Origin of the sequence: Ramlibacter sp. PS3R-8, from assembly GCF_037572435.1 — a bacterium.
Taxonomy (GTDB): domain Bacteria; phylum Pseudomonadota; class Gammaproteobacteria; order Burkholderiales; family Burkholderiaceae_C; genus Ramlibacter.
The window spans coordinates 96,832-121,376 of sequence record NZ_JBBHGT010000002.1 but is presented as its reverse complement, the minus strand read 5'-3'; the positions used below and the strand labels follow the sequence as shown (position 1 = coordinate 121,376).

18 protein-coding genes are annotated in these 24,545 nt (G+C 68.7%); 7 read left to right on the top strand and 11 right to left on the bottom strand.

All coding sequences use genetic code 11. The features are described 5' to 3' along the window. Window positions 1-57: 57 nt before the first annotated feature. On the top strand, window positions 58-972 hold the full coding sequence (locus WG902_RS08500; RefSeq protein ID WP_340059588.1) for a LysR family transcriptional regulator: 915 nt from the start codon (window positions 58-60) through the stop codon (window positions 970-972). Between the two features lie 66 nt (window positions 973-1,038). Beyond that, window positions 1,039-2,016: a glutaminase A gene (gene glsA / locus WG902_RS08495; RefSeq protein ID WP_340059587.1), complete on the top strand. Its 978-nt coding sequence runs from the start codon at window positions 1,039-1,041 to the stop codon at window positions 2,014-2,016. Window positions 2,017-2,217: 201 nt separating this feature from the next. Here glsA and WG902_RS08490 read toward each other — a convergent pair whose 3' ends face one another. The 7 genes from WG902_RS08490 to WG902_RS08460 are packed head-to-tail and all read right to left on the bottom strand — an operon-like array spanning window position 2,218 to window position 11,238. Next, window positions 2,218-2,880: a class II aldolase/adducin family protein gene (locus WG902_RS08490; RefSeq protein ID WP_340059586.1), complete on the bottom strand. Its 663-nt coding sequence runs from the start codon at window positions 2,878-2,880 to the stop codon at window positions 2,218-2,220. Further along, window positions 2,877-4,148: a 3-oxo-tetronate kinase gene (gene otnK / locus WG902_RS08485; RefSeq protein ID WP_340059585.1), complete on the bottom strand. Its 1,272-nt coding sequence runs from the start codon at window positions 4,146-4,148 to the stop codon at window positions 2,877-2,879. Before otnK ends, WG902_RS08490 begins: the two co-directional genes overlap by 4 nt. Before the next feature lies 1 nt (window position 4,149). Further along, window positions 4,150-4,773: a hypothetical protein gene (locus tag WG902_RS08480; protein WP_340059584.1), complete on the bottom strand. Its 624-nt coding sequence runs from the start codon at window positions 4,771-4,773 to the stop codon at window positions 4,150-4,152. After that, window positions 4,770-7,010, bottom strand: a complete 2,241-nt coding sequence (locus tag WG902_RS08475; RefSeq protein ID WP_340059583.1) for a hybrid sensor histidine kinase/response regulator — start codon at window positions 7,008-7,010, stop codon at window positions 4,770-4,772. The genes WG902_RS08480 and WG902_RS08475 overlap by 4 nt, the downstream gene beginning before the upstream one ends. Then, window positions 7,007-7,459, bottom strand: coding sequence for a GNAT family N-acetyltransferase (locus tag WG902_RS08470; protein ID WP_340059582.1), 453 nt, complete (start codon window positions 7,457-7,459; stop codon window positions 7,007-7,009). Before WG902_RS08470 ends, WG902_RS08475 begins: the two co-directional genes overlap by 4 nt. Before the next feature lie 33 nt (window positions 7,460-7,492). Next, the gene (locus WG902_RS08465; RefSeq protein ID WP_340059581.1) at window positions 7,493-10,552 is read right to left on the bottom strand and encodes an FAD-binding and (Fe-S)-binding domain-containing protein; all 3,060 of its coding nucleotides are present in this window, start codon (window positions 10,550-10,552) and stop codon (window positions 7,493-7,495) included. After that, a complete protein-coding gene (locus WG902_RS08460) occupies window positions 10,549-11,238 on the bottom strand; it encodes a GntR family transcriptional regulator (protein WP_340059580.1) in 690 nt (229 codons plus the stop codon). The genes WG902_RS08465 and WG902_RS08460 overlap by 4 nt, the downstream gene beginning before the upstream one ends. Window positions 11,239-11,356: 118 nt before the next feature. Between WG902_RS08460 and WG902_RS08455 the strand changes: the two genes are divergently transcribed. The 5 genes from WG902_RS08455 to WG902_RS08435 all read left to right on the top strand — a co-directional run bounded on the left by WG902_RS08455 (window position 11,357) and on the right by WG902_RS08435 (window position 15,901). Next, complete coding sequence (locus WG902_RS08455) at window positions 11,357-12,586, top strand: pyridoxal-phosphate-dependent aminotransferase family protein (RefSeq protein ID WP_340059579.1); 1,230 nt, start codon at window positions 11,357-11,359, stop codon at window positions 12,584-12,586. Between the two features lie 31 nt (window positions 12,587-12,617). Next, the gene (locus WG902_RS08450; protein ID WP_340059578.1) at window positions 12,618-13,583 is read left to right on the top strand and encodes a Bug family tripartite tricarboxylate transporter substrate binding protein; all 966 of its coding nucleotides are present in this window, start codon (window positions 12,618-12,620) and stop codon (window positions 13,581-13,583) included. Next, on the top strand, window positions 13,583-14,800 hold the full coding sequence (locus WG902_RS08445; RefSeq protein WP_340059577.1) for a CaiB/BaiF CoA transferase family protein: 1,218 nt from the start codon (window positions 13,583-13,585) through the stop codon (window positions 14,798-14,800). The genes WG902_RS08450 and WG902_RS08445 overlap by 1 nt, the downstream gene beginning before the upstream one ends. After that, window positions 14,797-15,576, top strand: a complete 780-nt coding sequence (locus WG902_RS08440) for an enoyl-CoA hydratase/isomerase family protein (protein ID WP_340059576.1) — start codon at window positions 14,797-14,799, stop codon at window positions 15,574-15,576. Before WG902_RS08445 ends, WG902_RS08440 begins: the two co-directional genes overlap by 4 nt. A 109-nt stretch (window positions 15,577-15,685) precedes the next feature. After that, on the top strand, window positions 15,686-15,901 hold the full coding sequence (locus WG902_RS08435; RefSeq protein ID WP_340059575.1) for a hypothetical protein: 216 nt from the start codon (window positions 15,686-15,688) through the stop codon (window positions 15,899-15,901). 363 nt (window positions 15,902-16,264) lie between these two features. Here the strand turns inward: WG902_RS08435 and WG902_RS08430 are convergent, their stop codons facing one another. The 4 genes from WG902_RS08430 to WG902_RS08415 form a co-directional block, all read right to left on the bottom strand. Next, window positions 16,265-17,029, bottom strand: a complete 765-nt coding sequence (locus tag WG902_RS08430; RefSeq protein WP_340059574.1) for a class I SAM-dependent methyltransferase — start codon at window positions 17,027-17,029, stop codon at window positions 16,265-16,267. Between the two features lie 636 nt (window positions 17,030-17,665). Further along, window positions 17,666-20,497: a formate dehydrogenase subunit alpha gene (gene fdhF, locus WG902_RS08425; protein WP_340059573.1), complete on the bottom strand. Its 2,832-nt coding sequence runs from the start codon at window positions 20,495-20,497 to the stop codon at window positions 17,666-17,668. Between the two features lie 161 nt (window positions 20,498-20,658). After that, the gene (locus tag WG902_RS08420; RefSeq protein WP_340059572.1) at window positions 20,659-22,359 is read right to left on the bottom strand and encodes an NAD(P)H-dependent oxidoreductase subunit E; all 1,701 of its coding nucleotides are present in this window, start codon (window positions 22,357-22,359) and stop codon (window positions 20,659-20,661) included. A gap of 10 nt (window positions 22,360-22,369) precedes the next feature. Further along, on the bottom strand, window positions 22,370-24,511 hold the full coding sequence (locus WG902_RS08415; protein ID WP_340059571.1) for an acetate--CoA ligase family protein: 2,142 nt from the start codon (window positions 24,509-24,511) through the stop codon (window positions 22,370-22,372). Window positions 24,512-24,545 lie beyond the last annotated feature (34 nt).

The following is a 24,545-nucleotide window of genomic DNA, read 5'->3' as shown; positions in this document are numbered from 1 at the left end:
CTAAAGTAATGTCGTCCAATGCATACTCTGTCGTATTCCAATGCAGAGGACGCATACATGGACGAGCGCCGCTATTCGCACATCGTTGCCCTCGCCGACGAGGGCAGCTTCAACGCGGCGGCGCAACGGGTGCACCTGAGCCAGCCGGCGTTCAGCCGCAGCATCCAGGCGGCCGAGGCGGAGCTGGGCATGCAGCTGTTCGTCCGCAGCAGCAAGGGCATTCGCTGCACGGCCGCTGGCGACTTCGTGGTGTCGCGGCTGCGTTCGCTGCTGCACGCCAGCAGCAACCTGCAGCGCGACGTGGCCATGTTCCGCGACGGCCAGGTGGGCGACCTCCACTTCGGCATGGGCCCTGTCATCGCTGCCGCCTTGCTCGCCCCCTTGCTGCGCGACATGCGGGTGCACTACCCGGCGGTGCGCGTGCGGGCCGTCGTCCAGCATCCCAGCGTGCTGCTGGAGCAATTGCGCCGCCAGGAGCTGGAATTCATCGTGAGCGACCGGCGCTTCCTGCCGGCGGGGCTCGATACGCACCTGCTGGCCGTGCTGCCGGGCGCCTTTTTCGTGCGCACCGGGCACCCGTTGCTGCGAAGCAGGAAGGTTCGCATGCCCGACCTGGCGCCCTACGGCCTGGCCACCGGCCGGTTGCCACGGGCGTTGCAGGAAGCGCTGCGTCGCGCCATGGGCGTCGGCGAGGCCGACGAGCTGCCGCTGGCGGTGCAGTGCGACGAGCTGTCGGCGCTGAAGTCCGTGACGGCCGTGACCGACCTGGTGTTGCCCGCGACGCGCGACATGTTGCAGCACGAGCTGGCGACGGGCGCACTGCGCGAGCTCGCGGTGCATGGCGTTCCACCGGAACTGACGTCGCAGCCGGCGATCGTGCTGGAAGGCGGCCGCGCCTTCACGCCCGCCGGCGCCCATGCAGCGCAGTTCCTGCGCCGCATCGCACGGGAAAGCACCGGCCAGGCCGCCTGACGGGCGTCCGCAGGAACCGGCGGTCGCCTACAAGCGCGACGCGGCTGGCGACCTATCGTCGCGGCCATGACCGATCGCGACCCCAAGCAATACCTGCAACATCTCCTGGAACGCTTCCGGCCCGAACGTGGCGGCACGCCGGCCTGCACGCCGGAAACCACCGGCATGGCGCGCAACGCGTTCGCCATCGCGATCGCCACCGTCGACGGCGAGGTCTACTCCGCCGGCAACGCCGACGACGCGTTCACGCTGCAGTCGATGTCCAAGCCCTTCATCTACGGGCTGGCGCTCGACCTCTTCGGTCGCGAGGCGGTGCACGCCCGGGTGAACGTCGAGCCCACTGGCGAAGCGTTCAACTCCATCACGGAGCTGGAGGAGGACCACCTGCCGTACAACCCGATGATCAATTCCGGGGCGATCACCATGTCCGCCATGCTGCACCACGCGGATCCGGACCACGCCCGCGAATGGATGATGGCGATGTTCGGCCGCTACCTCGGGCGAGAGCCGGAACTGCATCCGAAGCTGGACCTGGACGTGCGGCCGCACCGCAACCTGGCGATCGGCCACCTGCTGCGCCACTTCGACGTGATCGGCGACGACATCGAGGGCGCCCTGGAATTGTATGGCCGGCAGTGCGGGCTGGCCGTGTCCACCCGCGACCTGGCGATGATGGCCGCGACCCTGGCCGGCGGCGGTGTCCATCCGCGCACGCGGGCCCGGGCGCTCCAGCGCAAGCACGTGCGGGACGTGCTGACGCTGATGTTCACCTGCGGCATGTACGACGCCTCGGGGCACTGGGCCTACACGGTCGGATTGCCCGCCAAGAGCGGTGTCAGCGGCGGCATCCTCGCCGTGGTGCCGGGGCGGATGGGGCTGGCCGTCTATTCGCCACGGCTGGACCGGCACGGCAACAGCGTGCGCGGCGTCGAAGTGTTCAAGGCGATGTCGGCGGACGGCAACCTCAGCCTGTTCGCGGTGCCCGGCGAGGACGGCGTACCGCCTTCGCCCGAAGCCGCGCGCAAGAAAGCGGCTGCCGAGTGATGGCGGCCCGGCAGCGGGCAGCTGAATAGCCGGACATCCAACCACCGGACGCAGAAGGCGCGGAAGTTACGCAGAAGTCGCAAAAGGACTCCGGAAGAAGAAGATGAGAATTCCCCGCTCTTCTTTTTCTTCCTTCTTTTCTTCTTCTGCGTCTTCTGCGTAATTTCCGCGTCTTCTGCGTCCGGAAGTTGTATTCGCAGCCTACCAGCGGCAGCCGAAGACCTGCTCCAACTCCTTCAGCGCCTGCGCATCCAGCGGCTGCGGCTTCGGCTCCGCCAGCAGCCACAGCTTCGCCGTTTCCTCCAGTTCCTCCAGCACCGCCATGGCCTGCGCCGGCGAGTCGTGCCAGACGTTGGGCCCCAGCCGCGCAAGCATCACCGCACGCAGCGGCGTGCCTTGCGCTGCATGGCGCGCCACCAGCCCTGCCACCAACTCGCCCACCTCGGGCGCGCCCGGGCGGTGATAGGGAACCACCGGCACATGCCCGACCTTCATCACGAAGTAAGGCGTGACCGGCGGCAGCAGTTCGCCTTGCGCATCGTGCAGGGTGAGCGCCACGCAGTGGGTGCTGTGGGTGTGGATCACGCAGCGCGGCACGGCGTGCTGCGCGGCGTGCGCCTCGTAGATGCGCCGGTGCAGCAGCAGCGTCTTGCTGGCCGTCGCGCCGGACAGCTGCCGGCCCTGCAGGTCGGTCTTCGCCAGGCCGGCCGGCTCCAGGAAGCCGAGGCACGCATCTGTCGGCGTGATGAGGTAGCCGTCCTCCAGCCGCACGCTGATGTTGCCGGCGGTGGCGTGCACGTAGCCGCGGTCGAACAGGCTCTTGCCGACGCGGCAGATCTCGCTGCGGGCCTGCGCTTCGTTCATGCGAGGCGGCCGAAGGACTTGCGGAAGAAGTCCGGCGTGCCGAAATTGCCCGACTTCAGCGCCAGGTGCACGTCGGCGCCGCAGGCGGTGGCGGCCGCGAAGCACCAGGGAACGCCGGGATCGATCTGCGGCCCGATGCGCATCTGCTCCACGCCGAGCGCCTGCACGACCGCGCCCGAGGTCTCTCCGCCGGCCACCACGAGCTGCCGCACGCCGCGCTGCACCAGCGCCTTGCCGATGGCGGCGAGCGCGTGCTCCACCAGGGCTCCCGCGTCCTGCACGCCGACGCGCTGCTGCACGGCGCGCACCGCGTCGGGGGTCGCGGTGGAGTACACGAGCACCGGGCCCTGCGCGAGGCGGGGCTCGGCCCACGACAAAGCGGCGCGAATGACCGCGTCGCCGTCGCCGACCAGCTGCAGCGGATCGATGGCGAACGCGGCGCCGCCTGCGTCGATGAAGTCCTTCACCTGTTGCTGCGTCGCCGTGGAGCAGCTGCCGGAGACGATGGCACGCAGGCCGATCGCCGGCGGCAAGGCAGCCGCCGCCGCCGACGGCCGCAGGCCGTGGTTCTGCGGCAGGCCGATGGCGACGCCGGACCCCGCGACCACCAGCGGCGCATCGGCCAGCGCCTGTCCGAGCGCCATCAGGTCTTCGTTGCCGATGGCGTCGACGATGGCGAACCGCACGCCTTCGCCGCGCAACTGCGCGATGCGCCGCAGGATGCCTTCCTCGCCGGTGCGCACCACCGCGTGCGGGATGAGCCCGACGCGGCCGCGGGACTGCGCCTGCATCACCCGCACCAGGTTCGCATCCGTCATCGGCGTCAGCGGATGGTTGCGCATGCCCGACTCGCTGAGCAGCACGTCGCCGACGAACAGGTGGCCCTGGAACACGGTGCGCGCGTTCTCGGGGAAGGCCGGCGTCACGCAGCAGAAGTCCGCGCCCAGCGCGTCCATCAGCGCGTCGGCCACCGGGCCGATGTTGCCCTGCGGCGTCGAGTCGAAAGTGGAGCAGACCTTGAAATAGAACTGGCGGCAACCCTGCGCCTGCAGCCAGCGCAAGGCGTGCAGCGACTGGCGCACCGCCTCCTCCGGCGCGATGGTGCGCGACTTCAGCGCCACCACCACCGCATCGGCATCGGGCGCGGCTTGCTCGGGCACGCCGATGGTTTGCACCACCTGCATGCCGGCGCGCACCAGGTTGTTGGCGAGGTCGGTCGCACCGGTGAAGTCGTCGGCGATGCAGCCGAGCAGGAGCGGGCGCGTCATGTCAGTAGGGCGGCGCGAAACCGTTGCGGCCGGCGCTGATGCGCAGCACCGTCGGTTGCCCGTTGATCTCCTGCGCGGTCAGCGAAACCCGGTGGCCCACGGCGAGCAGGGTTCGGTCGCCCGGCCGCAGGCTGAAGACCGGCGCTTCCGGGGGGACGACGATGGCCTTCTCGCCGTCCTTGTAGCGCAGCTGGAGGCGTCCGCCGCCGCCCGAGGCAACGACATCGGCAACGGTGGCATTCGTCATGGTGCTCTGCGGCAGGAAGTCGAACGGGTAGTGGCCTTCCCCGGTGCCTCGCATCGCATCGGGAAACAGCAGCACGGCGATCGCGCGCTGGCTGCCGTCCGCCTGCGGGATGCCGCCGACGCCGACGAAGGTGCCGGCGCGCACGTCCGCCAGGGTGACGGGAAACACTTCGGTGACCGTCAGGTTCGGGGCGATCGCCAGTTCGATGCGTTCGCCATTGCGTTCACGCAGCGTGAGCCGCGTGTCCGACAGGGCCTCGAGGGTGCCGCGCAGGCGCAGCGGGCGAGCCGCCGCCGGCTGCGCCAGGACCGCGAACGGCAGGCCGGCGGCGGCGAACGCCGCGCAGTTCTGGAGGAAGACTCGTCGATGCTGCTTCATGAAGCTTTCCTTTGCATGCTCTCCTTGACCCCGCGTTGCACGGCCTCCAGCAGGTCGCCGGGTGCGGCGGGCTTGACCAGGTGCTGCGAGAAGCCGGCGTCGTGGGCGCGGGCCACGTCCGCGGACGTGCCGTAGCCGGTCAGTGCGACAAGATAGCAGGCCTGGCCGCTGGGATGCGCCCGCACGCGCGCGGCCAGCTCGTGCCCGCTCATGCCGGGCAGGCCGATGTCCAGCACGGCCACGTCCGGCACGAAGTCGTCGAGCAGCGTGAGGGCCACGCCCGGGTCGTAGGCGACGCGCACTTCGTAGCCGGAGATCTCCAGCAGCGCGCCGGCGGTGTCCGCGGCATCCTTGTTGTCGTCCACCAGCAGCACACGGCCATGCGAACCCGTCACCAGCGCTGCCGGCTGGCTCGGGACGGGTTCCGGCGGCGGCGCGGCCAGCGGCAGCCGCACGACGAACCGGCTGCCACGTTCGGCGCCGTCGCTGTACGCCTGCACCGTGCCGCCATGCATCTCGACCAGGCTCCTGACGATCGCCAGGCCCAGGCCCAACCCGCCCCGTGACCGGTCGGCGCCTTGCGGGGCCTGGTAGAACAGGTCGAACACGTGCGCCAGCACCTCCGGCGGCATGCCGAAGCCGCTGTCTGCCACGGTCACTTGCACATCGTCGCCATTGCGTTCGACGCGAAGGCTGATGCTGCCCTCCGGCCCCGTGAACTTGACGGCGTTGCCCAGCAGGTTGGCGAGCACCTGGCCCAGGCGCACCTCGTCGCCGGCCACCCAGAGCTGATCGGCCTCGCGCGGAATGTCCAGCTCGAGGCGGCGCAGCCCCAGCACGGGCTGCACCGCCTGCGCGCCGTGCCGCACCACGTCGGCCAGCCGCAAAGGCTCCATGCGAATGGCCAGGCGCTTGCCGGTGATGCGCGACACATCCAGCAGGTCGTCCACCAGCCGTTTCATGTGGGCGACCTGGCGCTCCATCACTTCGCGCTCGTTGCGCGTGCCCGGCTCGCCCTTGCGCGCCATGAGGTGCAGCGCGGTCGCCATCGGCGCCAGCGGATTGCGCAGTTCGTGGCCGAGCATCGCCAGGAATTCGTCCTTGCTGCGGCCCGCTTCCTCGGCCAGTTGCAGGGCCTCCGTGGCGCGTGCCAGCAGCGTCTCCCGTTCCGATTCGGCGGCCAGCCGCTCGCGCGACGCGCGTTCGCGCTCGGCCGATGCGATCTCCAGTGCGACGCCCACGTCCTGCAGCTCGGAGATCTCCAAGGGGGGCACCTTCACGGGTTCACCGCGCCCCATGGCGCCGGCTGCGGCCTTGAGGGCGTCGATCGGGCCGGTGACATGGCTGGCGAAGTAGGTGGCGAAGAAGGCGGCGAGCGCGAGCGAGGCGAGCAGGCCCGCCGCCACCGCGCCCAGCAAGCCATAGAGCTCGGGGTCGTGCGTGGAAATGCCCGTGGCCACGACCCAGTTGGACCAGTCCAACCGCACGAAGGCGGTCTGGCTCGGCACGCCCTCCAGCGTCACCGTCGGCCCCACGCCTTCCGGGCCGCCGCGCGCCAGCAGTTGCTCCAGGGAGGGCGACGGCCGGCCCACCGAATGCTGCTGCGAACGCGCCACCCGGTTCAGGTTCTGGTCGAACACCGCAACCACCGACGTGGGAGTCATCTTCTGCCGCTGCACCACGGCCAGCACGCGCTCCACGGGGATCACGGCCGACAGGACGTAGCGCAGGCTGCCTTCGTGCAGCACCGGCACGCGCACCGCGAACGCGGGACCCTGCTGGAAGCGGCCGACGGCCAGGGTGCCCACCACCGGGGTCCGGCTGGCGAGCGCCCGCCGCATGCTTTCGGGGTCGACGGCCTCCTCGGTGGGGCCCACAACGGGCCGCGCGGAGTTGAGGATGACACGGCCGGTCCCATCCGCGACCACGATCGCCCGCCAACCCTGGCGGTCCGTGATGCGGCCGGCCAGCGAGTGGAACTCCGCCAGCCGCTGCGGCTGCAGTTCATCCGACAGCGCCAGGCTTTCCAGCACGCTGGCGGATGCGCGCAACTCCGAATCCACCGCGGTGGCCAGCGCACGCGACAGCGCGAGGGCGGTGTCCTGGACGTCCTGCTGGCGTTCGTGGGCCAGGTAGGCGAGCACCACGCAGGCCACGACGGCCAGCGGCAGCAGGCCGCTCGCTGCCAGCAGGAACAGGCGAAAGCGAAGTGTCCGCCCGGGACGCTGGAACTTCATGTCTGCCGGATGACGTAGCGGACGAACCCGTCGGCCTGCGCGAAGCGGTCGTAGACGCGGCGCGCCTGCGCGTTGTCCGCCTTGGTCATCCAGTACAGGCGCGCCCAGCCTTCGGCGCGCATCGCGTTGCGCAGCCACTCGATCAGGGCGCCGCCGATCCCGCGGCCGCGGGCGTCGCGCGCCACGAAGAGGTCTTCGAGGTAGCAGACGGCCCGGGTCTCCCAGGTGTTTTCGTGGACCACGCAGTGGGCGAAGCCGACCACCCGGCCTTCGACCTCGGCCACGATGCACATCACGGCGGAATCAGGATCCAGGATCCGGTTCCAGGTGCGGCGGGTCACTTCATCGTCGAGGCGGGTGCCGTAGAAATCGCAGTAGCGGCGCCATAGCTCTTGCCAGACGGGCTCGTCCGAGGGCAGGGCGGCGCGAATGATGCAGGGCGTCGTCACCCATCCATTGTGCATGGACGCCGCGCGAGCGGGTTACAACTGCCGGGCCAGCAGCACGGCCGCGTGCATCGCCTGCCGCTGCGCCCCGTCGTGGATCTGGTGCCGGCAGCTGGTGCCGTCGGCCACGACGATGGCACCCGGCGCGGCGCGCACGGCGGGCAACAGGCTCAGTTCCGCCATCTGCATGGACACGGCGTGGTGCTTCGCTTCGTAGCCGAAGCTGCCGGCCATGCCGCAGCAACTGGATTCGATCAATTGCGGCTGCGCGCCCGGAATCAGCTTCAGCACGTCCAGCACCGGCGATACCGCGCCGAACGCCTTCTGGTGGCAGTGGCCGTGCACCAGCAACGGCTGGTCCAGCGGCTTGAGCTTGCCCACCAGCACGTCCAGCCGCCCCGCGACGGCTTCCCGCGCCAGGAATTCCTCGAACAGCAGCGACTGGCCGGCCAGCGCCTGGGCCGGCTCGCCGAAGCCCATCGCCGTCATCTCGTCGCGCAGGGTCAACAGGCAGGAAGGCTCCAGGCCGACGATGGCGATGCCTTTCGCCACGAACGGCTGCAAGGCGCCGAGCAGTTCGGCGGCCTTTGCCCTGGCCTCGCCGACCATGCCGCTGGCCAGGTAGGTGCGGCCGCAGCACAGGTGCTTGCCGTCCGGTCGTTCCTTGGCCGCCACGTGCACGGTGTAGCCGGCGGCTTGCAGCACCTCGAAGGCCGCCTGCGCGTTCGCCGATTCGAAAAAGCCGTTGAAGGTGTCCACGAACAGGACCACGGGCCGGGTCGCCGCCAGCACTTCGGTGCGCGACGCACCGCGCGCGGGACCGTTGAAGAAATGCCGCGACTGCCACTGCGGCAGGCTGCGCCTGGCGGAGAAGCCCAGCATCTTCTCGCCCAGCCGCGCCAGCAGGCCGCTGCGATTGCGCAGGTTCAGCAACCCGGCGAAGCGGCTCGCCGTGGCCGCGTAGTCGGGCAGCCGCGCGACCAGCTTGTCCTTGAGCGACCAGCCGTTCTTCTGGCGGTCGGCGGCGAGGAATTCGATCTTCATGCGGGCCATGTCCACGCCGGTCGGACAGTCCCGCTTGCAACCCTTGCAGCTGACGCACAGGTCGAGCGCGTCGCGCACGGCCTCGCTGGTCAGTCCGTCCGGCCCGAGCTGGCCGCTCATCGCGAGGCGCAACGTGTTGGCGCGCCCGCGCGTCAGGTGCTGCTCGTCGCGCGTGACGCGGTAGCTCGGGCACATCGTTCCGGCGTCGAACTTGCGGCAGTGGCCGTTGTTGTTGCACATCTCCACGGCCTTGGCGAACCCCCTGGCCGGGTCGCCGCCGGTGCCGGGGGCGGTGGTGCGCTCGGTGGCCGGATCGTTCTGCACGTCCCACGGCGACCAGTCCAGGGCCGGCTGCAGCGGGATCACCTTGTAGGTGGGAGGAAAGCGCATCAGCCGCGTGTCGTCCATGCGCGGGGCGTCGACGATGCGCTGCGGGGACAACAGGTCCAGCGGGTCGAACAACTTCTTGATCTCGCGGAACGCGTCGTTGATCTTCGGGCCGAACTGCCACTGGATCCATTCGCCGCGGCACAGGCCGTCGCCATGCTCGCCGCTGTAGGCACCCTTGAACTTGCGCACCAGCTCGGAGGCTTCCTCGGCAATGGCCCGCATCTCCGGCGCCCCGTTGCGCCGCATGTCCAGGATGGGCCGCACGTGCAGCGTGCCGACCGACGCGTGGGCGTACCAGGTGCCCTTGGTGCCGTGCTTGCGAAACACCTGCGTCAGGGCGTCGGTGTATTCGGCCAGGTGGACCAGCGGCACGGCGCAGTCCTCGATGAAGCTCACCGGCTTGCCGTCGCCCTTCAAGCTCATCATGATGTTCAGGCCGGCCTTGCGCACTTCCCACAGCGCTTTCTGCGGCCCTTCGTCGGGCATCAGCACCACCGAGCCGGGCAGGCCCAGGTCGCCCATCAGTTCCTGCAGCTCCTGCAGCTTCTTCAGCAGGGCGGCGCGGTCGGCGCCGGCGAATTCCACCAGCAGCACCGCCTCCGGTTCACCGATGAGGGCCGCGCGCACCGTCGGCGCGAACGCCGGGTTCTGCAGCGACAGCTCGATCATCGTGCGGTCGACCAGTTCGACCGCGGTCAGGCTGCCGTCGCTTCCCAGCTTGACGATGTGCTGCGCCGTGTCCATCGCCTTGTAGAAGGTCGGGAAGTTCACCACCCCCAGCACCTTGGCGCGCGGCAGTTCCGACAACTGCAGCTTCAGGCTGCGGGTGAGGGCCAGCGTGCCCTCGCTGCCCACCAGCAGGTGCGCGAGGTTGACGCTGCCGTCGGCGGTGTACGGCTTCTCGTTCTGGTTGTGGAAGACGTCCAGGTTGTAGCCGGCCACGCGGCGCAGCACCTTGGGCCACCTGGCCTCGATCTCGGGCGCGAGCGCCAGGGCCAGGTCGCGCACGCGCTCGCCCATGGCACGCGCGGCGCCGGTGGCTGCTTCGAAGCGGCCGAAGGTGTGCAAGGCGCCGTCGGACGTCCACGCCTGCGCGCCCAGCACGTTGTGCACCATGTTGCCGTAGGCGATGCTGCGGCTGCCGCAGGAGTTGTTGCCCGCCATGCCGCCCAGCGTGGCCTGCGCCGCGGTGGACACGTCCACCGGGTACCAGAGTCCCAGCTTCTTCAACTGCGCGTTCAGGTGGTCCAGCACGATGCCGGGTTCCACGGTCGCCGTGCGCCGTTCGGCGTCGACTTCCAGCACGCCGCGGACGTGCTTGGAGAAGTCGATCACCAGCCCGGCGCCCACCGTCTGGCCGCACTGGCTGGTGCCGCCGCCGCGCGGCACCACCGGCACCTTCAGGTCGCGGCAGATGTCCAGGGCCAGGCGCGCGTCTTCGGCCGTCCGCGGCAGGAAGACCCCGACGGGCGTGACCTGGTAGATGGAGGCGTCGGTGGCGTAGCGGCCGCGGTCGGCGGCCGAGAACAGCACTTCACCGGTCGTTTCGGCGGCGAGGCGCTGCGCCAGCCGGCCCGCGACTTCATTGCTGGCGCGGGAGACCGCGTCATAGGCCTTGCCTGCGGCTTCGCGGGTCACCTCCAGCGGCAGCGGCGCATTCATGCGGCATTTCCCCGCTGCGCCTGTGCTTCCCGCACCTGCTCCAGCACCACATCGCGCTTGTTGCGCAGGTGGCCCAGCAGGACGTCGCGCATCGCCGCGCCGTCCCGCGCCGCCAGGGCGTCGATCATCTGTTCGTGTTCCTTCAGCGCCCGCTTCCACTTCTCGCCGTCCTGGTTGGAGCGGAAGCGCAAGGCCTGCAGCCGCGCGTTGACCTGGTTGTAGACGGTGGACAGCACGGGGTTCTTGGCCGCCGCGTTAATGGCGTTGTGGATGCGCGCGTTGAGGGTGTAGTACGCGGAGAGGTCGCGCCGCGTGTACGCCGCCATCATCTCGAACTGCATGGCCTGGATTTCGGCCAGTTCCCCGTCGGTGATGCGCTGGGCGGCCAGTTCCCCGGACAGTCCCTCCAGCCCTGCCATGACTTCGAAAGTATTCAGTACGTCATCCTCTGATAGGGAAACTGCTATCGCTCCCCGGTTCGGCAGGAGTTCCACTAGGCCCTCCGCCGCCAGCATCTTGATCGCCTCCCGCAAGGGGGTGCGCGAAACGTGCAGCAGCTCCGCGAGCTCGCGCTCGTTGAGCTTGGCGCCGGGTGCGATGCCGCCTTCCACCAGCATCTGGCGCAGGCGGTGCGCCACCTGCTCATGCAGGCTGGCGCGGGGAATGGAGATCACGTCCGCTGTCATGGCGGCGATTTTGTATGCAAATTTCCGGTGTGGCAAGTCATCCGTAGGGAGAAGAGGGGTTGACAAGAGAATTTTGTATGCAAAAAATGCCAACTCTTGCCCACCCACCGGACCGACCATGCTGACACTCGACTTCCACCCCACCGGCCGCCACTTCCTGCAGATCCCGGGGCCCTCTCCCGTGCCGGATCGCATCCTGCGCGCCATGAGTTTCCCGACCATCGACCACCGCGGTCCGGAGTTCGGCGTGCTCGGCCTGCGGGTGCTCAAGGGCATCCAGCAGATCTTCCAGACCCGCCATCCGGTGGTGATCTACCCGGCGTCCGGCACCGGCGCGTGGGAAGCGGCGCTGTCCAACACGCTCAGCCCCGGCGACCACGTGCTGATGTACGAGACCGGCCACTTCGCGGCGCTGTGGCAAAAGCTGGCGGCGCGCCTGGGCATCAAGACCGAGGTGCTCGGCCTGCCCGGCGTGGAGGGCTGGCGCAAGGGCGTGCAGGCGCACATGATCGAGGAGCGCCTGAAAGCGGACAAGGAACACGCCATCAAGGCCGTGTGCGTGGTGCACAACGAGACGTCGACCGGCGCCACCAGCAACATCCTGGCCGTGCGCCGCGCCATCGATGCGGCGAAGCACCCCGCGCTGTTGCTGGTCGACTCGATCTCCGGCCTGGCTTCCGCGGAATACAAGCATGACGAGTGGGGCGTGGACGTCACCATCAGCGGCTCGCAGAAGGGGCTGATGCTGCCCCCGGGCATCAGCTTCAACGCGCTGTCGCCCAAGGCCATCGAGGCCAGCAAGACCGCGAAGCTGCCCAAGTCCTTCTGGGCCTGGGACGAGATCATCGAGATGAACAAGACGGGCTACTGGCCCTACACGCCCAATACCAACCTGCTGTACGCCCTGTCGGAGGCGTGCGACATGCTGCTGGACCCGCACTTCGGCGGGCTCGAAGGCACGTTCGCGCGGCACCGCCGCTGGGGCGAGGGCGTGCGCGCCGGCGTCAGGGCCTGGGGCCTGGAAATCCAGTGCAACGAGGCAGCGAGCCACTCGCCGGTGCTCACCGGCGTCATCACCCCCGAAGGCGTGGACGCCGATGCGGTGCGCAAGCTGATCTACGAACGCTTCGACCTGTCACTGGGCACCGGCCTGGGCAAGGTGAAGGGGCGCATGTTCCGCATCGGCCACCTGGGCGACTGCAACGACCTCACCCTGATGGCGGCATTGTCCGGTTGCGAGATGGGCCTGAAGCTCTCCGGCGTGAAGCTGGCCGGCTCCGGTGTCGCGGCCGCCATGGATTACTTCGCCGGCCACCCGGCACCCGTCGCCCTGCAGAAGGCGGCCTGAGCAATTTCGACAACCCCCCAGGAGAGAAGACATGCAACGCAGAACTTTCGTGACCGGTGTGGCGGCTTCGGTCGCTTTCCCGATGGCGTATGCGCAGAACCTGCCCACCGGGCCGGTGCGCATCATCGTGGGCTTCGCGCCCGGCGGCGGCACCGACATCCTGGCGCGCGTGATCGGCCAGAAGCTCGGCGACATGTGGAAGACGACGGTGATCGTGGAGAACAAGGCCGGCGCTTCCGGCACCATCGCCTCCGACTATGTTGCCAAGCAGGCCGGTGACGGCACGGTGCTGCACATGGCGCACATCAACAGCCATGCGCTCATGCCCAACCTGCAGAAGCTGGGCTACGACGCCGAGAAGGACTTCCAGCCGATCGCCCTGGTGGGCGTGACGCCCAACCTGCTGATCTGCGGCCAGATGCAGCCCGCCAAGACGGTGAAGGACCTGGTGGCGCTGTGCAAGGCCAACCCCGGCAAGATCAGCTTCGGTTCCGCCGGCCCCGGCTCCGCCCAGCACATGGCGCTGGAAATGTTCATGCTGCAGGCGGGCGTGAAGGCGATCCACGTACCGTACAAGGGCTCGGGCCCGATGCTGACCGACCTGATCGGCGGCCAGGTGCAATACAGCTTCGACACCATGACGGCCGCAACGCCGCACGTGAAGGGCGGCAAGGCCATTGCCATCGCGCAGACACGCCAGAAGCGCGCGTCCGGCCATCCGAACGTGCCGACGATGAACGAGTCCGGCTTCCCCGGCTTCGAGGCCACCACCTGGTACGGCTTCGTGGGCCCGGGCAAGATGTCTCCCGCGCTGGCCAAGCGCATGAATGAAGACGTCAACAAGGCATTGGCCATGCCCGACGTGATCGAGAAGCTGGAAGCTTCCGGCGCGGAAGACGGCGGCGGCTCCACGGAGAAGTTCGCCGAATTCATGCGCGTGGAACAGTCCAAGTGGGCCAAGGTCATCCGCGAAGCCAACGTGAAGGTCGACGCCTGATGCAGACACAGGACACCGGCCGGCCCTTGCCGCTGGCCGGCGTCCGCGTCCTCGATATCTCCCAGGTGATGGCGGGCCCGTTCGCCAGCATGCTCCTGGGCGACCTCGGCGCGGACGTCATCAAGATCGAGACGCCGGGCACGGGTGACCAGACCCGCGGCTCCATGGGTTTCAAGATGAAGGGAGCCGACTCGCTCGGCTTTCTCAACATGAACCGCAACAAGCGCAGCGTCACGCTGGACCTCAAGGCGCCCGCCGGCAAGGAGGTCCTGCTCAAGCTGGCGAAGGACGCGGACATCCTGATCGAGAACTACCGGCCCGGCGCGCTGCGGCGGCTGGGGCTGGGCTATGAGGTGCTCAAGGACGTGAACCCGCGCCTGGTCTACACCAGCATCTCGGGTTTCGGCCAGACCGGCCCGTGGGCCGACCGCCCCGGCTTCGACCTGATGGCGCAGGCCATGTCCGGCGTCATGAGCGTCACCGGTTATCCCGACAGCCCGCCGGTGAAGGCCGGTGTGCCGGTGGCCGATATCGGCTGCGCGCTGTTCGCGGTCTACGCCACCCTGTCCGCGTACATCGGCGCGAAGAACACCGGGCAGGGACAGCATGTCGACGCGTCGTTGTTCGATGCCGCGATCTCCTTTGGCGTCTGGGACATCTGTGACTGGTGGGGCACCGGCCGGCCACCGGAACCGCTGGGCACCTCCAACAAGATGACGGCGCCCTACCAGGCGATGGCCAGCTCCGACGGCTATTTCGTGATGGGCGCCAACAACCAGAAGCTGTGGGGGCAGCTGTGCAAGTTGATGCAGCGCGAGGCGCTCCTGCAGGATCCACGCTTCACCACCATCTCGCTGCGGCTGGCCAATCGCCCCGCCTTGCAGGAAGAGCTGGAGCGGACGTTCAAGCAGCGCACGAAGGAATATTGGGTGGGCCTGCTGCTGGAAAACGGCATCCCCGCCGGGCCGATCCTCAGCTACCCCGAAGCGTTCGGCAGCGAGCACGTCAAGGCGCGCAACATGCGCATGGAAATCGACCACCCCGTCGAAGGCAAGGTGCCCAACATCGGCTTCGCCGTGAAGCTGTCCGGCACGCCGCAGCAGGTGCGCCGCCATCCGCCGCTGCTGGGCGAGCACAACGAGGAAGTGATGGCCGAAATCGGTCTCGACGGACCGGGCATCGAACGGCTGCGCGCGCAAGGCGCGTTCGGATCATGAGCGCCGAAGGCAGCGTCCATCTCTCGCGCGAAGGCGGTGTCGCCTCGGTCACCTTCGACCGGCCCGACGCGCGCAATGCGATGACGTGGGCCATGTACGAGAGCCTGCGCGTCATCTGCGAACAGCTGCGCGCGGACCCGTCGGTGCGCGTCGTGCGTTTCCAGGGCGCGGGCAGCGAAGCGTTCGTGGCCGGCACCGACATCGCGCAGTTCCAGGCGTTCACCACCGGCGAGCACGGCGTGCAGTACGAACGCCAGATCGACGCCACCATCGCCCTCGTGGCATCGCTGCCCATGCCCACCGTGGCGGTGGTGCAGGGTTGGTGCATCGGCGGCGGCCTGGCCATTGCCAGCGCCTGCGATTTCCGCATCGCCACGCCGGGCGCGAAGTTCGGCGTGCCGATCGCGCGCACGCTGGGCAACTGTCTGTCGATCGGCAACGTCGCGGGCCTGGTCGCCGCCTTCGGGCGCCCGCGCGTGCAGCGGCTGCTGTTGCTGGCCGACCTGGTGGGCGCCGAGGAGGCGGCGTCTTGCGGCTACGTGGTCGAGGTCGTCCCCGCCGACGGTATCGAAGCCTCCGCGCGGAAGCTCTGCGCCAAGCTCGCGAGCCTGGCGCCGGTGACGCAGCAGGTCAGCAAGGAAGCGTTGAACCGGTTGCTGAGGAACGGCCTGCCCGAAGCCGAGGACCTGATCCGTCGCACCTACGGCAGCGAAGATTTTCGCGAAGGCGTCACCGCGTTCGTCGCCAAGCGTCCGCCGGCCTGGCAGGGCAAATGACGTCATCCCCGCGCAGGCGGGGACCCAGGGCTCGCTCTCCCCGGCCGCAGGGGGCCGCGTCCTACGCCCTGCAACCGTGCGTGTGCCTATGCTGAAGCCGGAGGCACCCATGGCCAACCCCCAATCCCCCCAGACCCCGGTCTCCCGACCCGGCCATCCGCTCGACCTCGGCACATCCGTCGCCGGCGAAGAAGACCCCGGCGCTTCGTTCGATGCGCCGCGCGGCACCGAAGGCCGCAGCGACCAGCCGGCCGGCACGGCGGGCTCGCAGCCCGCGGCGCCGCCTGCTGACGAAGCACCTGCCAAGCCGCATGCGCGCGCATGAGCCAGGTTGCGGGCCAGGGCAGGTTGCCTCCCGTGCGTGCGCTGCCAACACGCAGGGGACGCCTGTGCTGCATGCTCTCCGGGCGCAGTGCGCCGGCCTTCGTTCTGTTCAGCGGAGCGGGCGTCGGCCTGCAGGGGTGGGAGCCGCTCTATCCCGGCATCGAGCGCCTGGGCCAGGTCGTGGCAGATGTCGCCTGCAGTCATCGGTGCGAAGCGCGCGAACCAGCAGGACCTGGCGCGGCTGTCGTCCCTGGGCGAGCAGGTCATCGCGCAGAAGAGCGGTCCATTTCCCCCAGCTCACGGAGCCGGGACTGGTCCTCGAGGTCCTGGAGAAACTGATCGAGGATGGGAAGGCAGTCCCGGGTCAGCCCGAACTTGCATGCCCGGGGCTGCCGAAGCGCCGGCGGATGCCGTTGGCGACGCGGTCCGACAGCGCGGACATCCTCGAACGGCGGCGCAGCGACGCGTAGTCGCGTTGCGGGTCGTAAGGCAGGCAGGCGACGGTGGGCCCGTAGCTGCGGCCTGCTTCACGCTGCACGCGCGCGGCGTCCGGGTGCACCGCACGGCAGGGTTCGTCCAGGAACGCGTAGCGATCGACGTAGGCCCGCGCATCGCTGTACAGGGTGCCGGGCACATGGCGGTCGAGGAACGTGCGCTCCTCGGAACCCAGGCCGCAATCGTGGATGAACACCACGCCGGGGCGGCAGCGTGCGAGCACGTCGAAGGCCAGGCGCAGCGCGCGATATCCCTTGGGGCCGTCGATCAGCACGGCGTCGCCGGGTTGCACGAGCTCGGGCACGACGACCATGGAGTCGCCGAACAGCAGCTTGACGTTCGCGAACGGGGCCAGGCGGGCCGCCGCGACGGGCACGTCCGGCGAGTTCGGATCGTGCTCGACGCTGAGGATCTGCGTGCCGGGCAGGCATGCGGCGAGCAGGTGCGTGCTCTGGCCGCGCGCGCGGCCCGATTCGACCAGCCGCGGCGGCGGCGAATCGCCCAGCGCGGCGCGCAGGAACAGCATCTCGCTGTAAAGCACGCCTTTGCGCTCGTACGGGATGTCGGCCGCGGTCCGCGAGAAGCTGTCGACGCGGGTCGCCGCCTGGGCCAGGATGCTGTCGAGTGTGATCATGGGAGTGGTGCGCTGCGCGGGGTGGCGCACGGTGGCCGCGATTATAGGTTCGCGTTCCTGACGCGCTCGCGCGTGAACGGCACGGTGCGCAGGTGCACGCCGGTCGCGTCGAAGACGGCGTTGGCCAGCGCCGCGGGCACCGGCGCCGACGGGATTGATCATCAGGTCGCAGTCGTGCACGCAGGCAACGCGCAGCACGCATTGCGCCATGCGGTTCTCCTGGGGATGGGGGAGCTTAGGGGAAAGCTGCGACGCCAGCAATCCGTCATTCGGCGCGGGGGCGGGAACCCAGTGGCCCCGGAAATCCGTCGCTGAATCCGGGCCGGAACGGGGCAGCCCGTCTCGGCGAATGTCCTCCGGAGCGGGCTCGCGCCTCCATCTCCCCCTTTACTTCGCCGAGACGGGCTGCCCCGTCCCGGTCCTCGCTCGTGGCGTGCATGCGCGCGGCCGCGCGGCCGCCACGTCACGGTGCAGGGCCAGGGTGGGTCAGTCCGCTTCGGGGAAGTAAAGGAGGAGGGAGCGGGCGCGCCCGCGACGGGGGACATTCCCCGAAGCGGACTGGCCCACCCTGGCCCGGGACGCGACGCGTCACGAGTCTTACCCCGGTCCCCTCCCGCAAGAGGGAGAGGGAGGAGGTCAGGTTGCCGCCAGCGAATTCGCCATTGCCTGCCCGCCGCCAAAACTCACCTGCTCGGGGGGAACGCCACCGGCAGTGACGCGCACGGCGCAGTACTTCAGCTCGGGGATCTTCGCCACCGGGTCGAGCGCATCGTTGGTCACGCGGTTGATCGCCGCTTCGTAGTAGCAGAACGGAACGAACACCGCACCGCGCGGCGAGGTCTCGTCGGCACGGCCGTACAGCGAGACCTTGCCGCGGCGAGACTCGATCGTCAGCAGCTCGCCCGGGTTCACGCCCAGGGCGGCCAGGTCCAGCGGATGCACCAGCGCCACCGGATCGGGCTCGATCGCATCCAGCACCGTGGCGCGCCGCGTCATGCTGCCGGTGTGCCAGTGTTCGAGCTGCCGCCCCGTGATCAGGATCATCGGGAACTCGGCGTCCGGCTTCTCGGCCGCGGGGATGACGTCCGCGGGCACGAAGCGCGCCTTGCCGGTGTCGCGCGGGAAGTCGTTGACGAACACCACCGACTGGCCGGGGTCGCCTTCGTTCGTGCACGGATACGTGACGGCGTGCTCGCGCTCCAGCCGGTCCCAGGTGATGCCGGAGATGCTGGGCATGGTGTGCCGCATCTCGTCGAACACCTCGGACACGTGCTTGTAATCCCAGTCCACGCCGATGCGGCGCGCGATCTCCTGGATGATCCAGAGGTCCTGCTTCGCGTCGCCGGGCGGATCGATCGCCTGGCGGCCCATCTGCACCAGGCGGTCGGTGTTGGTGAAGGTGCCGGTCTTCTCGGGGAAGGCGCTGGCCGGCAGCACGACGTCCGCCAGGCACGCGGTTTCCGTGAGGAAGATGTCCTGCACCACCAGGTGGTCCAGCTGGGCCAGCATCTCGCGTGCGTGGTTGGCATCGGGATCGGACATCGCCGGGTTCTCGCCCATGATGTACATGCCCTTGACCCGGCCGTCGCCGATGGCGTGCATCACTTCCACGACCGTCAGTCCCGGCTTGTCGTCCAGGGTGCCGGGCGCGAGCTTCCACGCCTTCTCGAACTTGGCGCGCGCCGCCGGCTCCACCACCTTCTGGTAGTCGGGATACATCATCGGGATGAGGCCGGCGTCGGACGCGCCCTGCACGTTGTTCTGGCCGCGCAGGGGATGCAGGCCGGTGCCCGGACGGCCGATCTGGCCCGTGAGCAGCGACAGCGCGATCAGGCAGCGCGCGTTGTCGGTGCCGTGGATGTGCTGCGACACGCCCATGCCCCACAGGATCATCGAGGCGCGCGATGTCGCGTACAGGCGGGCCGTCTCGCGCAGCACGTCGGCGGGGATGCCGCAGATGGGCGCCATCTGCTCGGGGCTGTAGCCCTCCAGGTTGCGCTTCAGTTCGTCGAAGCCGATGGTGCGCGCGTCGACGAAGGACTGGTCGACCAGTCCCTCCTCCACGATGACGTGCATCATCGCGTTGAGCATCGCGACGTCGGTGTCGGCGGTGAACTGCAGGTGGCTGTGCGCCAGCCGCGTCAGGTCGGACTTGCGCGGGTCCATGATGACCAGCTTGGTGCCGTTCTTCGCCGCGTTCTTCATCCACGTGGCGGCCACCGGGTGGTTCACCGTGGGATTGGCGCCGATGACGATGATCACCTCGGCCTGCGTCACGTCCATCACCGGGTTGGATACGGCGCCGGAGCCGATGCCTTCCAGCAGCGCGGCGACGGACGATGCATGGCAAAGGCGCGTGCAGTGGTCGACGTTGTTGGTCTTGAAACCCGTGCGCACGAGCTTCTGGAACAGGTAGGCCTCTTCGTTGCTGCCCTTGGCGGAGCCGAAGCCCACCAGCGCGTTCGGACCGCTCGCGTCGCGGATGCTTTTCAGCTTGCCTGCGGCCAGCGCCAGCGCTTCCTCCCAGGTCGCTTCGCGGAACACCTGCATCACCTGGTCCGGGTCCAGCGTGACGTGCGGCAGCTTGGGCGCGTCGGCGCGGCGGATCAGCGGCTTGGTCAGGCGTTGCGGGTGATGCGCGTAGTCGAAGCCGTAGCGGCCCTTCACGCACAGCCGCCCGTGGTTCGCGGGGCCGTCGCGGCCCTCGACGAACAGGATCTTGTTGTCCTTGACGTTGTACGTCAGCTGGCAGCCGACCCCGCAGTACGGGCAGACCGACGACACCTGCTTGTCCGGCACGGGCAGGGCGGCGCCGCGCGCGGGCATCAGCGCGCCGGTGGGGCAGGCCTGCACGCATTCGCCGCAGGCCACGCAGGTGGACACACCCATGGGGTCGTCCATGTCGAACACGATCTTCGAACCCTCGCCGCGGAAGGCCAGGCCGATGACGTCGTTGACCTGTTCGTCACGGCAGGCGCGCAGGCACCGCGTGCACTGGATGCAAGCGTCCAGGTTGACCGAAATCGCGGGATGCGAAAGGTCCGCCGACACCTGGCCGCGCGAAGGGAAGCGCGGCTTGCCCACGCCGAGCTTCGCGGACCACTCGTCCACCTCGTTGTGGCGCGTGTAGTCGGCCTCCGGCATGTCGGACTGCAGCAGTTCCAGCACCATCTTCTGCGACGCGACGGCGCGGGGGCTGGCGCTGTTGACGTCCATGCCGGGCGTGGGCGTGCGGCAGCAGCTGGGCGCCAGCACGCGCTCGCCCTTGATCTCCACCATGCAGGCCCTGCAGTTGCCGGCCACGTCCAGGCCAGGCTTGTAGCAAAGCCGCGGGATCTCCACGCCCTCGCGATCCGCCACCTCGATCAGCGTCTCGTTGGCGCGCGCCTCGACCGCCTTGCCGTTCAGGGTGAACTGCACGACGGGAGTTTCGATCAGCGCCATTTCGGCGCGGGTGACGGCGTTCATTTCGTTCTTTCCTGAATACCAAAACCGGATACCGGACGCAGAAGACGCGAAAGTTACGCAGAAGACGCAGAAAAAACCAAGAAGGGTTCTTTGGATGTTTTTTGCGTCTTCTGCGTAACTTCTGCGCCTTCTGCGTCCGGTTGTTGGTCTTAACTCTCGGCCTACCCCAACTCGTGCGGGAAATACTTGATCACGCAGTCCACCGGATTCGGCGCCGCCTGCCCCAGCCCGCAGATGGAAGCGTCGCGCATCACTTGCGACAGGTCCGCCAGCAACGGCAAATCCCACTTCGGCGCCTGGATCAACGCCAGCGCCTTCGCGGTTCCCGCGCGGCAAGGCGTGCACTGCCCGCACGATTCGTCGCGGAAGAAGCGCGTCAGGTTGCGCGCGGCAGCCGTCGCCGTGTCCTTGTCCGACAGCACCATCACCGCCGCCGAGCCGATGAAGCAGCCGTAGGGCTGCAGCGTGTCGAAGTCGAGCGGGATGTCGTTCATGCTGGCCGGCAGGATGCCGCCGGACGCGCCGCCCGGCAGGTACGCGTAGAACTTGTGGCCCTCGGCCATGCCGCCGCAGTGCTCGTCGATCAGCTCCTGGATCGTGATGCCGGCCGGCGCTATCTTCACACCGGGTTCGCGCACCCGCCCGGAGACGGAGAAAGCCCGCAGCCCCTTGCGCCCGTTGAGGCCCTCGCGGGTGAACCACTCGGTTCCGTTCTGCAGCAGCTTGCGCACCAGGAACAGGGTCTCGAAGTTGTGCTCCAGCGTGGGGCGCCCGAACAGGCCGACCTGGGCCACGTAGGGCGGGCGCAGCCGAGGCATGCCGCGCTTGCCCTCGATCGATTCGATCATCGCGGATTCTTCGCCGCAGATGTAGGCGCCGGCGCCGCGCCGCAGCTCGATGCGGGGCAGGCCGGCCGAGGGTGGATCCGCCTGCAGCCGCGCCAGTTCCTGTTGCAGGATCGCGCGGCAGCCGTGGTATTCGTCGCGCAGGTAGATGTAGATCGCGTCGATCCCCACCGCCCAGGCGGCAACGAGCATGCCTTCCAGCAAGCGGTGCGGATCGCGCTCCAGGTAGACCCGGTCCTTGAAGGTGCCGGGTTCGCCCTCGTCGATGTTCACCGCCAGCAGCCGCGGCCCCGGCTCGGCCCGCACGATGCGCCACTTGCGGCCGGTGGGGAAGCCCGCACCCCCCAGGCCGCGCAGGCCGCTCGCCTCCATCGTGGTGATCACGGATTCGACGTCGCGCTTGCCCTGCAGGCACTGTTCCAGCAACGTGTAGCCGCCGGCCGCGCGGTATTGCGACAGGCCGATGTAGCCTTCGGGTTCGTGCAGCACGGCGCCCTCGCGCACCAGCTGCGCCACCTTCTCGACGGTGGCGCAGGGCACGGGGTTCTGGCCCACCACCGCGGCCGGCGCCTGTTCGCAGCGGCCGATGCAGGGTGCCGCAAGCACGCGCACGTCACGTCCCAGGATCGCCGGCAGCTTCTGCAGCAGTTGCTGCGCGCCCGCGAGTTCGCACGACAGGCTGTCGCAGACGCGCACGGTCAGCGCCGGAGGCGGCTCCTCGCCCTCCTTGACGATGTCGAAGTGGTGATAGAACGAAGCCACCTCGTACACCTCGGACTGCGCGAGGCGCATCTCCTGCGCCAGCGCACTCAGGTGCGCAGCCGACAGGTGGCCGAAGCGGTCCTGCAGCTTGTGCAGGTGCTCGATCAGCAGGTCGGGCTGCCGCGAGGCGTCGCCCAGCAACTCGCGCACTTCCGCCAACGCCTGTTCACCCGGCCGGCGGCCTTTCGGCCCCTGCCGCTTGAGTTGCCTCAGCGGCGTGGCCGCCGAGGCGATCGGTATGATTTTCTTCAGCACACGACTCCGCTTACAGCAGGCCCGCCGAGCGCGCCCACTGGTATTTCGCACCCAGCACTTCCACCGGCAGTTCGGTGGAGTAGGCATAGGCGGGGATGCCGTTCTCGTACAGGTACTGCGCGGCTTCCTCCACCTCCACGTCGCCGGCCAGCGAAGCCACGACGGGCTTGACCTTGCCCTTCTTCTTCATCTCGTTGACGATCTCGACCATGTTCCTGGCGAAGACCATGGGCGGCGTCACGATGGTGTGCCAGTAGCCCAGGATCAGCGCGTGGACGCGGTCGTCTTCCAGGCCCAGCTTCACCGTGTTCACGTAGGTGATGGGCGGCTCGCCGCCGGTGATGTCCACCGGGTTGCCGGCCGCGCCGAAGGGCGGGATGAACTTGCGGAAGGCGGCGTCCAGGTCGTCGGGCATCGGCTTGAGCAGCTTCAGGCCGTTGTCCACGCAGGCGTCGGACAGCAGCACGCCCGAGCCGCCGGCGCCGGTGATGATCACCACGTTCTCGCCCTTGGGCGTGGGCAGGATCGGCACGCCGCGCGACAGCTCCAGCATCTGGCGCAGGCTGCGTGCGCGGATCACGCCGGACTGCCGCAGCACGTCCTCGTAGATCTTGTCGGTGCCGGCGACCGCGCCGGTGTGCGACGCGGCGGCGGCGGCGCCCATCTCGGTGCGGCCGGCCTTGAGCATGATGACGGGCTTCTTCTTGGAGACGCGCTTGGCGACTTCGGCGAAGGCGCGGCCGTCCTTCAGGTCTTCGCAGTGCTGGGCGATCACCTTGGTGTTGTCGTCCTGCTCGAAGAACAGCAGCAGGTCGTCCTCGTCGATGTCCGACTTGTTGCCCAGGCCGACGATGGCGGAGACGCCCATCTTGGCGGAGCGCGAGAAGCCGATGATGGCCATGCCGATGCCGCCGGACTGCGAGGACAGGGCGGTGGAGCCCTTGACGTCGTAGGCCGTGCAGAAGGTGGCGCACAGGTTGGCCGGCGTGTAGTAGAAGCCGTAGATGTTGGGCCCCATCAGGCGGATGTTGTATTCGCGGCCGATGCGCTGCAGTTCTTCCTGCCCTTCGATGTTGCCGGTCTCGCCGAAGCCGGAGGGGATCAGGATGGCGCCGGCGATCTTCTTCTCGCCGCATTCCTTGAGCGCGGCGGCCACGAACTTGGCGGGCACCGCGAAGACGGCGGTGTCGATTTCTTCCGGAACATCCTTGACGCTCTTGAAGGCCTTGATGCCCATCACTTCGGCGTCCTTCGGGTTGATCGGGTAGATCTTGCCCTTGTAGCCGCCGTTGATGAGGTTCTTCATCACCGAGTTGCCGATCTTGCCGGCCTCGTTGGAAGCGCCGACCACCGCCACCGACTTGGGCTGCATGATCCGCTTCATGGACGTGACGACGTCCTTCTCCTTGGGGCGGAAGCGCGCCGGCGGCTGGTTGAAGTTCACCACGATGCGCACGTCGGCGGCGATCGCGCCCTCCGGGGAGGCGAACACCGGGTTCAGGTCCATCTCGGCGATCTCCGGGAAATCGGAGACCAGTTGCGAGACGCGGACGATGATGTCCTGCAGCGCCTCGCGGCTGGCCGGCTTGGCGCCGCGCACGCCCTTCAGGATCTCGGCGGCCTGGATGCCGTCGAGCATCGAAGCAGCGTCTTCACGCGTGGCCGGGGCCAGGCGGAAGGTGACGTCCTTGAGCACTTCGACCAGCACGCCACCCATGCCGAAGGCAACCAGCTTGCCGAAGCTGGGATCGGTCATCGCGCCGACGATCACTTCCTGGCCGCCCTTGATCATCTGCTGCACCTGCACGCCGACGATCTTGGCGTCCGCCTTGTACTTCCTGGCATTGGCGATGATCTGTTCGTACGCCGTCGATGCCTCGTCGGCGCTCTTCACGCCGACGATCACGCCACCGGCTTCGGTCTTGTGCAGGATGTCGGGGGACACGATCTTCATCACCAGGGGGAAGCCCATGGACGAAGCCGTGCTCATCGCCTCCTTCGCGCTGGAGACCACGGCTTCCTTCGGCACGTTGATGCCGTAGGCGTCGCAGATCAGCTTGCCTTCCGGCGCCGTCAACGCATCGCGCTTTTCCTTCTTCACCGTGTCCAGGATCGCGCGGACTTTCTGCTTGTCGCCTTGGGAGTTGGCCATGTCGTGCCCCTTGAATAAACGTTGAGATGCTTGC

Bases quoted from the DNA above. Each gene is read 5' to 3' on its own strand.
- WG902_RS08460 (WP_340059580.1), bottom strand. From the start codon at position 11,238: ATGACAGCGGACGTGATCTCCATTCCCCGCGCCAGCCTGCATGAGCAG.
- WG902_RS08480 (WP_340059584.1), bottom strand. From the start codon at position 4,773: ATGAAGCAGCATCGACGAGTCTTCCTCCAGAACTGCGCGGCGTTCGCC.
- WG902_RS08490 (WP_340059586.1), bottom strand. From the start codon at position 2,880: ATGAACGAAGCGCAGGCCCGCAGCGAGATCTGCCGCGTCGGCAAGAGC.
- WG902_RS08475 (WP_340059583.1), bottom strand. From the start codon at position 7,010: ATGAAGTTCCAGCGTCCCGGGCGGACACTTCGCTTTCGCCTGTTCCTG.
- WG902_RS08445 (WP_340059577.1), top strand. From the start codon at position 13,583: ATGCAGACACAGGACACCGGCCGGCCCTTGCCGCTGGCCGGCGTCCGC.
- WG902_RS08430 (WP_340059574.1), bottom strand. From the start codon at position 17,029: ATGATCACACTCGACAGCATCCTGGCCCAGGCGGCGACCCGCGTCGAC.
- fdhF (WP_340059573.1), bottom strand. From the start codon at position 20,497: ATGAACGCCGTCACCCGCGCCGAAATGGCGCTGATCGAAACTCCCGTC.
- WG902_RS08455 (WP_340059579.1), top strand. From the start codon at position 11,357: ATGCTGACACTCGACTTCCACCCCACCGGCCGCCACTTCCTGCAGATC.
- WG902_RS08435 (WP_340059575.1), top strand. From the start codon at position 15,686: ATGGCCAACCCCCAATCCCCCCAGACCCCGGTCTCCCGACCCGGCCAT.
- WG902_RS08500 (WP_340059588.1), top strand. From the start codon at position 58: ATGGACGAGCGCCGCTATTCGCACATCGTTGCCCTCGCCGACGAGGGC.
- otnK (WP_340059585.1), bottom strand. From the start codon at position 4,148: ATGACGCGCCCGCTCCTGCTCGGCTGCATCGCCGACGACTTCACCGGT.
- glsA (WP_340059587.1), top strand. From the start codon at position 1,039: ATGACCGATCGCGACCCCAAGCAATACCTGCAACATCTCCTGGAACGC.
- WG902_RS08450 (WP_340059578.1), top strand. From the start codon at position 12,618: ATGCAACGCAGAACTTTCGTGACCGGTGTGGCGGCTTCGGTCGCTTTC.
- WG902_RS08465 (WP_340059581.1), bottom strand. From the start codon at position 10,552: ATGAATGCGCCGCTGCCGCTGGAGGTGACCCGCGAAGCCGCAGGCAAG.
- WG902_RS08415 (WP_340059571.1), bottom strand. From the start codon at position 24,511: ATGGCCAACTCCCAAGGCGACAAGCAGAAAGTCCGCGCGATCCTGGAC.
- WG902_RS08440 (WP_340059576.1), top strand. From the start codon at position 14,797: ATGAGCGCCGAAGGCAGCGTCCATCTCTCGCGCGAAGGCGGTGTCGCC.